Origin of the sequence: Paraburkholderia sp. BR10923 (genome assembly GCF_040948765.1) — a bacterium.
Lineage (GTDB): Bacteria > Pseudomonadota > Gammaproteobacteria > Burkholderiales > Burkholderiaceae > Paraburkholderia > Paraburkholderia youngii.
This window is the reverse complement of record NZ_JBFPKO010000023.1, coordinates 114,844-127,464: the sequence shown is the minus strand read 5'-3', so window position 1 is coordinate 127,464 and position 12,621 is coordinate 114,844. Positions and strand designations below refer to the sequence as shown.

At 61.5% G+C, this 12,621-nt stretch carries 14 protein-coding genes; 3 read left to right on the top strand and 11 right to left on the bottom strand.

The features are described 5' to 3' along the window. On the top strand, positions 1–642 hold a 642-nt coding region (locus AB3X94_RS32340; RefSeq protein ID WP_368613659.1), incomplete at its 5' end, for a cytochrome P450. 18 nt (positions 643–660) lie between these two features. Here the strand turns inward: AB3X94_RS32340 and AB3X94_RS32335 are convergent. From AB3X94_RS32335 to AB3X94_RS32300, 8 genes are all read right to left on the bottom strand, one after another. Further along, positions 661–1,524 carry an alpha/beta fold hydrolase gene (locus AB3X94_RS32335; protein ID WP_368613658.1) on the bottom strand — a complete coding sequence of 288 codons (864 nt, stop codon included), beginning with the start codon at positions 1,522–1,524 and terminating at the stop codon, positions 661–663. Next, complete coding sequence (locus tag AB3X94_RS32330; protein ID WP_368613657.1) at positions 1,521–2,378, bottom strand: alpha/beta fold hydrolase; 858 nt, start codon at positions 2,376–2,378, stop codon at positions 1,521–1,523. Before AB3X94_RS32330 ends, AB3X94_RS32335 begins: the two co-directional genes overlap by 4 nt. A 19-nt stretch (positions 2,379–2,397) precedes the next feature. After that, entirely contained in the window at positions 2,398–3,678 is a 1,281-nt protein-coding gene (locus AB3X94_RS32325) for an MFS transporter (protein ID WP_368613656.1), read from the bottom strand. A 15-nt stretch (positions 3,679–3,693) separates the two neighbouring features. Further along, positions 3,694–3,939 (bottom strand): hypothetical protein, encoded by a 246-nt coding sequence (locus tag AB3X94_RS32320; protein WP_176111422.1) that lies wholly within the window; start codon positions 3,937–3,939, stop codon positions 3,694–3,696. Between the two features lie 318 nt (positions 3,940–4,257). Then, positions 4,258–5,478: a Bcr/CflA family multidrug efflux MFS transporter gene (locus AB3X94_RS32315; RefSeq protein ID WP_368613655.1), complete on the bottom strand. Its 1,221-nt coding sequence runs from the start codon at positions 5,476–5,478 to the stop codon at positions 4,258–4,260. A gap of 75 nt (positions 5,479–5,553) precedes the next feature. Further along, complete coding sequence (locus tag AB3X94_RS32310) at positions 5,554–6,525, bottom strand: VOC family protein (RefSeq protein ID WP_184227087.1); 972 nt, start codon at positions 6,523–6,525, stop codon at positions 5,554–5,556. A gap of 13 nt (positions 6,526–6,538) precedes the next feature. Further along, entirely contained in the window at positions 6,539–7,105 is a 567-nt protein-coding gene (locus tag AB3X94_RS32305; RefSeq protein WP_176367973.1) for a flavin reductase family protein, read from the bottom strand. A 29-nt stretch (positions 7,106–7,134) separates the two neighbouring features. Continuing rightward, entirely contained in the window at positions 7,135–8,382 is a 1,248-nt protein-coding gene (locus tag AB3X94_RS32300) for an acyl-CoA dehydrogenase (protein ID WP_368613654.1), read from the bottom strand. A 112-nt stretch (positions 8,383–8,494) separates the two neighbouring features. Between AB3X94_RS32300 and AB3X94_RS32295 the strand changes: the two genes are divergently transcribed. Next, positions 8,495–9,385: a LysR substrate-binding domain-containing protein gene (locus tag AB3X94_RS32295; RefSeq protein WP_368613653.1), complete on the top strand. Its 891-nt coding sequence runs from the start codon at positions 8,495–8,497 to the stop codon at positions 9,383–9,385. A 156-nt stretch (positions 9,386–9,541) separates the two neighbouring features. Here the strand turns inward: AB3X94_RS32295 and AB3X94_RS32290 are convergent, their stop codons facing one another. Together AB3X94_RS32290 and AB3X94_RS32285 are read right to left on the bottom strand one after the other, a co-directional pair. Beyond that, positions 9,542–10,729: a pilus assembly protein TadG-related protein gene (locus AB3X94_RS32290; protein WP_368613652.1), complete on the bottom strand. Its 1,188-nt coding sequence runs from the start codon at positions 10,727–10,729 to the stop codon at positions 9,542–9,544. Positions 10,730–10,739: 10 nt separating this feature from the next. Next, positions 10,740–11,159 (bottom strand): TadE/TadG family type IV pilus assembly protein, encoded by a 420-nt coding sequence (locus AB3X94_RS32285; RefSeq protein ID WP_176121404.1) that lies wholly within the window; start codon positions 11,157–11,159, stop codon positions 10,740–10,742. Between the two features lie 451 nt (positions 11,160–11,610). On the opposite strand from AB3X94_RS32285, the gene AB3X94_RS32280 reads away from it, so the two are divergent. Next, on the top strand, positions 11,611–12,114 hold the full coding sequence (locus AB3X94_RS32280; protein WP_368613651.1) for a flavin reductase family protein: 504 nt from the start codon (positions 11,611–11,613) through the stop codon (positions 12,112–12,114). Positions 12,115–12,133: 19 nt separating this feature from the next. Here AB3X94_RS32280 and AB3X94_RS32275 read toward each other — a convergent pair whose 3' ends face one another. Further along, a complete protein-coding gene (locus AB3X94_RS32275) occupies positions 12,134–12,595 on the bottom strand; it encodes a hypothetical protein (protein WP_176111431.1) in 462 nt (153 codons plus the stop codon). Between the last annotated feature and the right edge of the window lie 26 nt (positions 12,596–12,621).

The following is a 12,621-nucleotide window of genomic DNA, read 5'->3' as shown; positions in this document are numbered from 1 at the left end:
TACCTGGAGAGCATCATTCGTGAGCGCCAGAAAGAGCCGGGTACGGACCTGATCAGCGCGATAGTGAATGGAACCGTATTCGGCAGGCCCCTCACGGAGCAAGAGATCCGCGGCATGATGGTCAACGTCATCTTTGGCGGACTCGACACTGTCGCGTCCACCATGGGCTTTGCGGTGCTCTATCTCGCTCGTCATCCCGCGCATCGTCGTCAGCTGGCGGAACACCCGGAGCTGGCGGGGAACGCGGTCGAGGAATTGCTGCGCATGTTCGCGCCTTCGAGCACAGGCCGGGTGATGACGCGCGACTTCGAATACAAGGGCCTGCGTTTCAAAGCGGGCGATCGGGTGTACGTCCGTCCGCTGCTACACGGTATGGACGAGCGCAAGTTCAAGTGCCCGATGCATGCAGACTTCGCACGTGCCAATGCTTCGCAACATGCGGCCTTCGGCAACGGTCCTCATCGCTGCGCCGGTGCGCTCCTTGCGCGCAGTGAGATTCGCGTGTTCCTCGAGGAGTGGTTTAAGCGCATTCCCGACTTCTCGTTGGATCCGGATGGCGAAATCAGCTTCGAAGGGGGAATGGTGAACTGCGTGACGCGTGTATCGCTTTTGTGGGATTCCGACGCGAAGCGCGCAGTCTAGCGCTCGGCGTCTGCATGATCAGCCTTCTTGCAGAAATGCAATGCTCTCCTGATTGAATCTCTCGGGCTGTTCATACTGTGCCCAGTGGTCACAGCCCTTGATTTCCACGAGCTGCGCGTTCGGTACGGTCCTCGCGATCGCATGGGCGTTGCTGAGAAACATATTGGGCGCATCAACGGCGGCGATCACCTGGACAGGCAGGGTCATGCTGCGCCACTCTTCCTCGCTGAGGGCCTGACCGCCCAGTGAGAAGGCCAGAAGACGGGGCATGGCGGCCTTCATGCGCGGGTCGCGGTAAATCTCGAGGCGCACGCCAACCAGTTCGTCGGACAGTGCCTCCGGGTCCAGAAGCAGCGCTTTCAAGGCAGCGGAAACAGTTTCCCAGCCAGGTTCGGCCGCGGCGGAAGATCGGCTCTTGCGCACACCTTCGGCAAAGCGTCTCTCCTCTTCCGGATCGACGATGATGCCCGCGGGGGCCACCAGCACCAGCTTGTCGACACGAGCCGGATGGGCCAATGCCAGTGCCGCGCCCACCCAGGCGCCCAGAGACACGCCGACAACCGCGGCTCTCGCGATACCCATGGCGTCCATGAAGCCGCGCACGTGCTCGACGTAGTCCTCGATCAGGTAGTCGTAATCGGGCTTGTCGGTCCAGCCGCAGCCCAGCATGTCCAGACCGATGACGCGGAAATGGCCGGCATACGCCGCATAGTTCGCGCCGAAATTCTCCAGACTGCCCGCCGTGCCATGCAGCAGAATCACCACCGGCGCATCGGCCGGACCGGCTTCCAGATAGCGCGTATCGACACCGGCGGCATCGACCCACGCCAGCTTGTGGGGCGTCTTGAACAGGTGTTGCCAGATACTGGTGTGCTTCTTCATTGTGCAGGCCTCGCCGTCAGGTCCACCGACAGGAAGCCGGTGACATTACTGTTGAATTCTTCCATCTTCTCGTAGGGTACCCACAGTCCACAGTTGCCATGGATATGGACGCGCGCCCGGGGAATGCGGGTCAACATGAACAGGGCATTGTCGTAGTTGATCGTCTGGTTATTACGTCCCCAGATGACGAGCGTCTCGGCCTGAATCTTGTGCAGGTCCTGCCACAACGGCTCCAGTGTCTGCCCCGGCTTGCCGCCGTGACCTTCCGGCGCCTGATTCATGAATTCGGGCTCGATACTCGCCTCGTAGCGTTCGCGGATCACCTCTTCGGAGAGGATCGTCGGGTCGTAGACGAGCCGCTCGAGATTGGCACGCATGCGCTCCATGCTCGGACCTTCGCCGGCGTAGTAATTGTGCGTATCCGGCCTGGGCGGCATGGGCTGGAAAAGCGATAGCCCGCCGGGCGCACTGATCACCACCAGGCGATCGATCAGCTCTGGATAGTCGATCGCCATTTTCAAGGCTACCGAACCGCCGGTCGCGAGACCCATTACATGCGCGTTGGCGATGCCCAGCGCCTCGAGCATGTCGCGGAAGGTGCGCGCATAGAAACTGGTGCGCGGCCCCTCGATCTGCGGCTTGTCGGATTTGCCGTAGCCCGGCAGGTCGACGATGAGCGTGCGGAAATGGCGCGACAGCGCTTCCAGGTTGCGGCCGAAGTTCCCCCAGCCGAAAGCACCTGGCGCACCGCCATGAATGCACAGCAGGACGGGCCCTGTACCGGCCTCGTGATAGTGCACCTTGACGGCGCCCGCCTGCACGAATTTCGAAGTGTTGTCTCTTGTCAGCATCATTGAAGTGTCATCCCAATCGTTATTCGCCCGCGGCCTTCATTGCCGGGTAACGCCCAAGCAGCAGGATCGCGGCAGCGCCGACGACGCACGCAACCAGCGAGACTTCGTGCACCAGCTCATATGAGCCCAGGCGGTCGAATGCAAGGCCGTACAGGAACGGGCCGGCCGCGCCGCCCAGCGTCGCCGCGCCGAACAGGCAGCCGTAAATCGAGCCGAACGAGCGATTGCCGAAATACTTGCGCGCGAGGAACGGAATCAGATCCCCTTCCGAGCCCGTCGAAATGCCGAGCAGCAACGCCGCCAGAATGATCAACGCCGGCACGTGCGCGGCGCCAGTGAGGAAGATCGCAAAACCCATCGCGCCGACAAAGAAGGCGGCGCAGGCCACGAATGGAGCAAACACGCGGTCGAGCACTGCGCCAAGCCCTACCCGCGCAATCGCGAGACCCGCACCGACGAAGCCCGCCGCCTGTGCGCCGACATCGTGTCCAAGCCCCCGGTCGCTAACGAACGGAGCAAGATGCACGAAGCCACCAAGAATCGCGCTCGAAATCAGGAACATGACGATCGCGAGCAGCCAGAAGCGATAGCCGCGCACCGCTTCGCCGAGCGTAAGCCCCGGGTCGACCGATGCCGCCGCCCTTGCATCCGCGGCAAAGTACTTCTGTTCCGGCAGATTGCGGAACATCAGCCGATGCGCCACGAAGCCGAGCACCAGCACGACCAGCGCGCTCGCGCCAAACCAATGGCGCCAGTCCATCATCACGCCCAGCCGGTTGGCGGCGATGGGTGCGAAGAAGCCACCCACACCGGTACCGATCATCGCGAACCCGAGCGCCATGCCGAGGCGCTTGTCGAAGACGCGCGGCAGTACGCCCAGGTAGCCTGCGGGCGTGGTCCCCGAGCCGAGAAAGCCGATCAGGAAACCGACCGCGGCGAAATAGGCGTGATTAGCCGGCGCAACTGCAAGCGCAACCAGCGAAACCGCGAGAAGCGCGATCGAACCCGCGACGACCTTGCTCCAGCCCAGCCGATCGGCAAGAAAGCCGACTGCCGGCGCTCCTAGCGTCGTCCCTATCAGCGAGAACATCGGCAGCACCGCCACGTCGGAGCGGCCCCAGCCAAAGGTCGCCGCCATGGGCTTCAGGAACACGCCCGCGACGCTGAAAAACAGCGGCCCGAAGCCGAACATCAGGCCGATGGCGGCACCACAAACGACCCACAGGCCCGCGGATCGGGTCATCTTCGACGATGCTTCGAGCGAGGGCATCAATTTCGTGCCAAGAGGACTGCTGCTCATAATCTTCTCTCCTTCTTAAAACACGTGGCGAATGCCCAGTTGCACGATCGTTTGCGTCCGCGTCGACGATGCACCCACACCGTTGGGCATCGTCGGTGACTGCGAATACGGCGTCACTGCGTAGAAATTTCCTGCCACTTTCGCGCCCGCAAACGCGTGCTGCCAGGTGCCGACCGTGAACAGGTCGGTGCGTTTCGACAGCCGATAGTCGACACCGAGAGTCCCCGATGTTGTACTTGCCGAGCTTGCGCTGATCGACATAGGCGAGGCCCGCGCCTACCAGGAAATCCGGCGCCGGACGCCAGCTCAGTCCGCCTTCATCGTCACCAGGCCAAACCATCGCTGGTAAAACTCCACCATCCTGTCGACATCAATGACATGGATGCCGACGTGTTTGAATCTGGCCTTGAGTGCCTGTGACATGCTGAGTCTCCTGTTAGATGGGTCGTTCTGGTATTTGATTGACGGGCCGTCGTCCGTGGCACTCCATGAGCCAAGGTTACGGGCCCGAAACTCTACGACAAAGCAACATTTTCGCGGCTTGAATGACTTCAGATCATCCAGGCGCCTTCATTACATTCACGTCGACAGCGCCAGGGCCTCTCGTCCATGTCCCCGCACGATCAAAACCCTGCCGACGTAGCCGAGCACGCCGCACACGCCGATGGTCCAGCCCATGCCGGCCGGCGAGATCCCCGGGAACAGTCCGACGACGAAGCTAGCCAGCGCGCCGAAGGCGAGCTGGGTCGCGCCGAACAGCGCCGCTGCCGCGCCGGCATTGTCTGGATAGCGCGACATCAGATCGGTCGCGCAATTGGCGGAAAGCAGTCCCACCACGCCGATGACACAGCACAGTCCGGCCACCATCGACCACAGCCCGCCCCACCCGGTCAAGCATGCAAACGCGACGAACAGTGCTGCGGCAGACGAGAGCGTCGATGCGGCGGAAATCATCCGCAACACGCCGAACCGGCCGACATAGCGCGTGTTCAGAAAGTTGCCGGCCATGATGCCGAGCACATTCAGTGCGAAGAACAGGCCATAGTGCTGCGGCGAGATATGGAAATACTGGATATAGACGAACGGCGTCTCCGTGATGTAGGTGAACATCGCGGCAAACACCATCCCGCCGCACAGCAGATGCCCCCAGACGGCCGGATCGCGCAGCAGCCGCCCGTATGCGGCGAACGACTGCAACGCGGCCTGGTTAGCGCGCTTCTCCCGCGGCCACGTTTCCGGCACACGCAGCCACGCGGCCACTGAACAGAACGCGCCGAACAGCGTCAGTGCGACGAATACCGTGCGCCAGTCGCCGAGCAGCAACAGTTGCCCCCCGATCAACGGCGCGAGCAGCGGTCCGACCGAGGTGACCAGCGCGACCATCGACAGCACTTTCGACGCTTCGCCGGGCTCGTGCGCATCACGCGCGATGGTCCGCGCAAGCACCGAGGCAGCGCCTGCCCCGAGCGCTTGCAAAAAGCGCATCACTATGAGCTGGTTAATGGAGGGGGAGAGCCAGCATGCAACGCTGGCGACAACGAACAGGCCGAGACCGGCGAGCAGCACCGGACGCCGCCCGTACGCGTCGGAGATCGGACCGTACAGCACCATGCCGATCGAGAACCCGGCGATAAAAGCCGTCAGCGTTGCCGCCGCGGCGGCGGCCGGGACGCCGAACGACGCGGCAATCGCCGGCAGGCTCGGCAGATAGATATCGGTCCCGAGCGGACCGCAGGCGGCAAGCGCGCCAAGCAACAGGATCAGCCGCCGATCCGGCCGGCGTCGAGTCAGGTGGGGCATCGCAATTCCGTTGGAAGCGGTTCGGTTCGTATTCGCCAGAAAAAACCGGCGGGCGGGCACACTCACTGCACGCCATCAGATCGCGGCATCGCGACTCACGAATCCGCCTTCGCCGTTGATTTCAACCGGTGCCAGCGCTCCCCTGCTGGCGGCCAGCGCGTTTTGCTCGCGCTGCTTGAGCCGGTTTTCAGGCGTCTCCCAGCTACGCTCGTGCCCCCACAGGCTCATGCACCAGAGCTCCTCTGGCTTCCAGCTTTCACGATCGATCAGCCGGCCACCCCACCCCGTTTCGATGAGAAATCCACCGGGCGTCTTCGAATAGAAAGAGAGCATGTGGTCATTCCCGTGTCGGCCGAGACTCGTCTGGATCATGCCCGGCATGGTCAACGCCTTGTCGTATAGCCGGCCGACATCGTCCATGAACTTGTATTCGACCATAACGTGATGCAGGAATCTGGCAGGGGTTTTGACCAGCGCCAGCGAGTGATGCCGCTCATTGGCATGAATAAAGCGCACCTTGATGTCCCCTTCCATATAGTCGGTCAGGCCGAAGCCGAGCACCTTCATGTAGAAATATTCCATCTCCTCCAGAAGCGGAGTGCCGATGACAACGTGGCCGAACCCCAGCGAACCGGTACGGAAGCCTCCGATCGGGCGGCCCGGCTTGAAGGGGCTCGCGTCGGTACTACGTCCAACGAAAAATTCGACCCGATTGCCGTCTGGGTCTGATGCCCACAACATGCGCTGCACGCTGCGTTCGCACCGCTCTGCAGCGTTGCTTTCGTGCACTGGAATACCCGCCGCGGTCATTTCCTCATGCACCGCCTCCAAGGCTTCCAGGCTGTCGACCTTCATGCCGATAAACCCGACGCCATTGCGCTGCGCCGGACGCACGAACAGACGCCAGGCATAGTCATCCATGCGCAGGCCGAGACACTCCTGATCCAGCGAACGGACTTCGAATCCGATGTAGTCCGTTGCGAACGCACGCCACTCGTCCATGTTGGTGGCGTCGATGCCCAGATAGCCGATTTCCTGGATTTGCAATTTGAATCCCCTGTCAATTTGGTGCGCCGTGATGCTCGCGCGGCAGTCCTTGCGTCATCGCGTATTCGCCATTGCTGAACGTCAGGGGCTTGCCGTCGAAATGCGCGTATTGCTTGACCTCGCCGATCAGGATCAGGTGATCGCCGGCTTCCTGGACGGAAACGCGCTGGCATTCCAGCTGCGCAACCGCACCGTAGATCAACGGCGCACCGCCGAGCCCCGCCACCCACGACACCAGCTCGAACTTCTGCGGATGACTCGTGCAGAACCACTGCGACACCTGGACCTGGTCATGCGCGAGCATGTTCACCACGAAATGCTCTGCGCTCCTGAAAGCCTCGACATTTCTCGACTCGCGCCGGATCGACCACAGGATCAATGGCGGGTCCAGCGAGACAGACGCGAAGGAATTCACCGTCATGCCGACCGGACCGCCGTCATGACTGGCCGTGATCACCGTCACCCCAGTCGGGTACTGACCAAGGCAGCGTCGGAATGAGCGGCTGTCATCGAGCGGGCGGCCACGCTCCAGCAGGGCCCACCGCTGCTTGTCCGCGACGAATTGCTGTTGAATCATCATTGCGTTTTCGCTCCGTGATGTCTGCGGGATTAGCGCCAATAGGCGGCAGTGGCGAAGTCGTTGACCTTGAATTCGGGCGCCGGCAGACCCAGTAGCGCCCGCGAATAAGCGCTCGCCGCGAGCTCCTTGCCGCCGGTGCCGTGCGTGCGCGCCGCCATCAGGTTGCGGAAGATCAGCTGCATCGGATTGGAGCTCTGCGAAGCCACTGCGCCGACCATCGGCCAGATGTCATGCAGGACATCGAAGCAGGCGGCGAACGAATCGGCCGATTCGAAGCGCACGCGCAGACGCTCCAGATGCGAAATCGGTTCGCCTTTGCAGGCCTGATCGAAAATATGCCGCCAGTTGTTCAGGGTCCGCGTGCGAATGTCGTTGATGCGGGTCAACGCGTCTGCGAGCTTCAGATGGAGGATGGGGTTTTCGGCCAGGCGTGCCCCGGTGCCCATCTTCGTATAGCGATTGCGGGACTGTTCAAGAAACAGATTCACGCCTTCCAGCGCCGTGCCGATCACGGTATTGGCAGCCGTCGCGTAGAACACCGTCATCCACGACACGCCGCGATACAGCGGTGTCTGGATCGCCTCGTAGCCAGGGTTGATGTCGTTGACGACATCGACCATCACGTGGATGCGGTGATTCGGCACGAACACCTTGTTCGCCGTGACCGCCTTGCTGCCGGTTCCGCGCAGGCCCTGCACGTCCCAGCTGTCGTGGTCGATGACCAGATCCTTGATCGGCACCAGGAAATTGCGCTCACCACCGCCGAGCACGACATAGTGCGCAAAATCGACGCCACTGGAGAAGGTCCATCTGCCATCGAGGATATAGCCGCCCTCGGTCGGTTCGGTCTTGCCGAGCGGCGCGTAAGAGCTGGAGGCACGGGCGTCCGGACCATAGACGCCCCAGAAATCCTCATGCATCTGCGGGTCCATCGCCGCGATTTCGAGGTTGTGGCAGACGATCTGGCCGGCGATCCACGCCGCGGAACTGTCGCATTGGGCAATGCGCATCAGGCCGTCGTAGAAGTCCGCCGGAGAGAGTTCCAGGCCGCCGTATTGCAGCGGCGTGAGGCTGCGGAACACGCCGGCATCGAGCATGGCCTCGACGCTGGCATCGGGAACGCGACACTCGCGCTCGGACTGCTCGCGGCCTGCGCGCAGCACCGGAAGAATCGCGTCGACAGCCTTCAGGAATGCCTCGCCCGCTTTCAGCGCGCGCTGGCGGTAGGCTTCGCCCTCGGTGGCCGCGAAGGGTTGGGTTTCAATCACTGCGTTCATGTCGTCTCTATCGATGTAGTTCGAGTGAGCACAGTGTAGGTGGGGTAAGTACCCGATCTAAAACGATTCCTTGTACGCTAGAATGAGTTCAACTCATGCAAGAACGTTTGAAATGAAGCGCCTTCCCTCTCTGACAGCCGTCAGATATTTCGAGGTCGCTGCCCGCCTGCAAAGCTTTACCGCGGCGGCCGCCGAACTCCACGTGACCCAGGGCGCGATCAGCCGCATGATCCAGACGCTCGAGGAACAACTCGAGGTTCGCCTGTTCGAACGCAATGGCCGCTGGATTTCACTGACACCCGTCGGCAGGACCTATCACGAACAGATTACGGTGGGCCTGAACCAGATTGCCGAGGCGGGCAGCCGGCTGAAGGAAAGCGCAGACCAGTCGACGCTGATCCTTTCCGTCAACGTTGGCTTCACCCTCTGGCTGGTCCAAAACATCAGCGAGTTCCGCGCCAAATTCCCGGATATCCAGGTGGACGTGCTGGCCGAGGAACTCAAGGAACTTGATTACGACGCGCCCGTCCATGCTCGCATCCGTTATGGCTCACCCCCGTGGCCCGGTTACGATTCGATCTGCCTGCTCGACACAACCGAGGCGGGCGTGGTTTGCTCGCCGCGCATGAAGCAGCAGGTCGATGTGCATGAACCCGCCGACTTGCTCACGGCCCCGTTGCTGAGCATTGCCGGCACGCGCGAAGAACCTTGGCAGAAGTTTTTCGAACAGCACGGGCTGCAGATGCCAAGCCTCGGCAAATCCCCGCGCTTTCTGCAGATGCTGATGATGCGCGAAGCCGCCATGTCAGGTCTCGGCTTCGGCTTGGTGCCCTTGTTCCTGTTTCAGCAGGACTTCCGGGACGGCCGGTTGGTGCAGGCCATCCCGCACACATGCACCATCCACCACGGGTACCACCTCCTTTACCGTAAGGGGGAGGACCTCAACCCGAAACTCAAGATTTTCAAGAAGTGGCTGTTGGCGCGGCTTCGAGCGTCGATATGAGTGCGTGGCCAGGGACACTGCGCACGGCATTGTCGAGTCAGGACTATAGGTTGAGTCGCGCTGACTGGGTGTAGGCGTCCTGATCAGATAGCGTTGAGGCGGGCTTCTGCTACGCCGCAGAGTTGCCATGCCGTGAAGCGCGCCTCGATGGCAATCTTACTGAACCAACCGGGGCATCATGATCGTCCCATAGTTGGGGCCGATGCCGTCCATCTGGCTGTTTTTGCAGTAGTTCGGATCGTTGCCCATCTGAACGGTGATCAGTGCGTTGGTGCCGCTGCCTGTCTCGTTCAGGATGTGCAGGCACCCGAATGCGACGATCGGCGGGGTACTCCCCTGTCCCCCCGTAACATTACTCACCACGGCTACCGTCACCCAGGCACAACTACCCGCCGAACCCGCCGGAATCTGACTACAGGTTCCAACATTGTGGAACGCATTGCTATTCAGGCCCGTCTCGAGATAAATCGGTTGGCCGATAGACATCGGACTCGCGTTTCCGCTCGTCATCAACCCGACTATGGCGTCGGAACCAAGCTGGCTGTTAGCAGAAGAGAGGGACGTCCATTGTCCTGCGTTGCAATTGGCGGCCTGGTACGACGCTCTGATCCCGAAGATGTACGGTTGGCCGATCGTCTGCGGAATGGGCGTGCCGTTGTTGGCCGCTTGGGGGTCGGTTGTACTGGTAGCAAGCTTGGGGGAGTTGGTCGCCGAATTCCAGTAGGAGTTGTACAGGCATTGCGACATCACGACCGGGAACAGTGCCCCAACTTCAGCGGTTCCCGGACTAGCCACGACCGCGGTCGCCGTCGCACTCGTCTTCAGCGACGCGATGTTCAGCACTTGCGCCAGATACAGCGGGACGCTACCGTTGGAGTCGGTTCCGTCCTTGTGGACCGTCACCTGGACCGCAGGCACGATCTTTCCGCTTGCTACCGGCACGGTGGCCTGGGATACACCAGCCGCAACATTGGTCACATTCACATAGCCCGTAGTGACATCCGACGTATGCAACTGCACGGCCGCCCCCTGCACGTTGTTCTTCGGCCCGAACGAAACAGCCACGGTCTGCGAGTCGTTCCAATCCGGATTGGCCGCGCTCGCGTTGTTACAGCTAGCGTTGCTGGCTTGGGTATAGAGGCACTGTGCCCCTGCAAGCGCCGCGGTGTCCGCGGCAGTCTGTGCCTGAGTGCGGGCCACCATCAGGTTGCCAATGTCGATCGCGAGCGCCGCGAAGCTGAGGAGCATAAGCAGCAGCAAGGCGACCATGATGGCCACCGCGCCCTTCTGCTTCTTCATCGATTTGGCGCGGCGCTGAGTACGCAGGGTATGGACGTTACGCATGATGTTCTTCTTATTCGTTATTCATCGTGGCCGTGGAGCTCAACGTGATCGGCCCAGTCAACGGGTTCATCAGGGGGCCGAGCAACAACCCCGTGAACGTGTACGAGACCTTGACCGCCAACGCGGTGCCGAACGACCCGCCTGCGTTGGTCACCGAGACCGATGGCGCGGGGTTTTTCGCCGCAAAAGAAATCAGGTACGAGGACGTATAGCCGGTCACAACGCTCGTAATGTCCGTGGTCGTGGGTCTGGGACTCGTTAGCACGATGCCCGCCCGCGCGCCCTCCCTGGCGGCGTTGGTGATGACAGCCTGGTCGTACAGAGCCAGGCCGAACTCGACGATTCCGAACACAATCAGCAACAGAAGCGGAAGTACGAGCGCGGTTTCGACGGCCACCACACCCTTTTGCTTTTTTTTCAGGTTCATCATTTGACTCCGTAGGCGGTCACGCAACATTCGCCGACCGCATCCTGTTCGCTAAAGCTTGCGCTCTGCTCCGGACGCTGATTCGGTGGACGCGATCTTGTATTTCGCAACGGCGCGGCTAGCGCCAGGAAATCGAAGTTGGGGTGACTGAACGGCAACGAGCCAGCACACATCGAGGTAACATCGATGACGTGGCACGTTTGAAATATGATGGAATCGCGACGGTGCTCTTCGCTTGATTTCTCATGATGCCCCCCGACGATGAGTGCCACACTCCGCATGTGATTGCTGAATGCGAAGGGCCTCGGGAAGCCATCTGGTTGTGATTTTGGCTTCCGTTTATGCTTCAAAGCATACGAGCCAAAGCGGGAAATTCTGCGCGCTGCCGCACAATTCTTCTGCAATAGCGGCAAAGCGGCGATCGACGACAACACATTGGAATGGTGCAACCCCTATGAGCAACAGGATCGCGCGGCTTTTCCGGCATCTGACGTCAGGCGTATATGTGATCGGCGTAGCGGACGGCGAGCGCCGCAATGCGTTCACCGCAAGCTCGGTGATGCAGGTTTCGTTTGCACCATTGCTCGTCGCGCTCGGCATCAGTCCCGAGCATCAGTCGTACGAACTGCTGCGCAGCGGCGCGGTGTTTGCGATCAGCGTGCTGCGCGCGGATCAACAGAAGCTCGCCGAGCACTTCGGCACGCAGTCGGGCCGCGCCGTCGACAAGCTCGCGACGACTCGCTGGCGTACCTGCGTGACCGGCGCGCCGCTATTGGTCGATGCGCTCGCGCATTTCGAGTGCCGGGTGGTCGATGACATCGCGGCGGGAGATCATCGGGTGGTGATCGGGCGTGTCGTCGATGGCGCGCTAGCCGGCGCGGGCGGAAAGCCGCTGATTTATGCGCAGACTGGCAATCTTGATATGAGCGAGAACCTTTATCCCGGGACGTTTTCGTAGTGGGTGGCGTGCTGGCTGCTCAATGCCAGTGCCCGCCATGTCCTCCGTGCCAGTGGCCGTAGTAGCCGCCATGATGATAGCCACCGCCCCAGTAGCCTCCGATCACCACTGACGGTCCCCACCATCCGTAGTAGCCAGCCCATGGATAACCGTATGGGTAGCCGTAGGGATACCCGTAGTAGCCCGGATAACCGTAATACCCGGGATAGCCGTAATAAGCAGGCGCAGGAACCGCGACATAGGTGCAATCCTGTCCCGACAACGGCAAATCGTTTGGCGCCGGATTCGCGCCGGCCGTCCCGCTTGCCGCCGTAGGCGCGCTGCCGGTCGCTGATTCCGTGGTGGCGGTGGCCGCCCCGCTGGTGCAGGCGTAATAACCACCCGCTCCCGGATAGTACGAATAGGGACCGTAATAGACGCAGCCACACAGCGCAAATGCGCCCGCCACGCCAGTGCATAGACCAACGATTCCACAACGCATGATCGCTCCCCCTCTGCGGGCGCAGC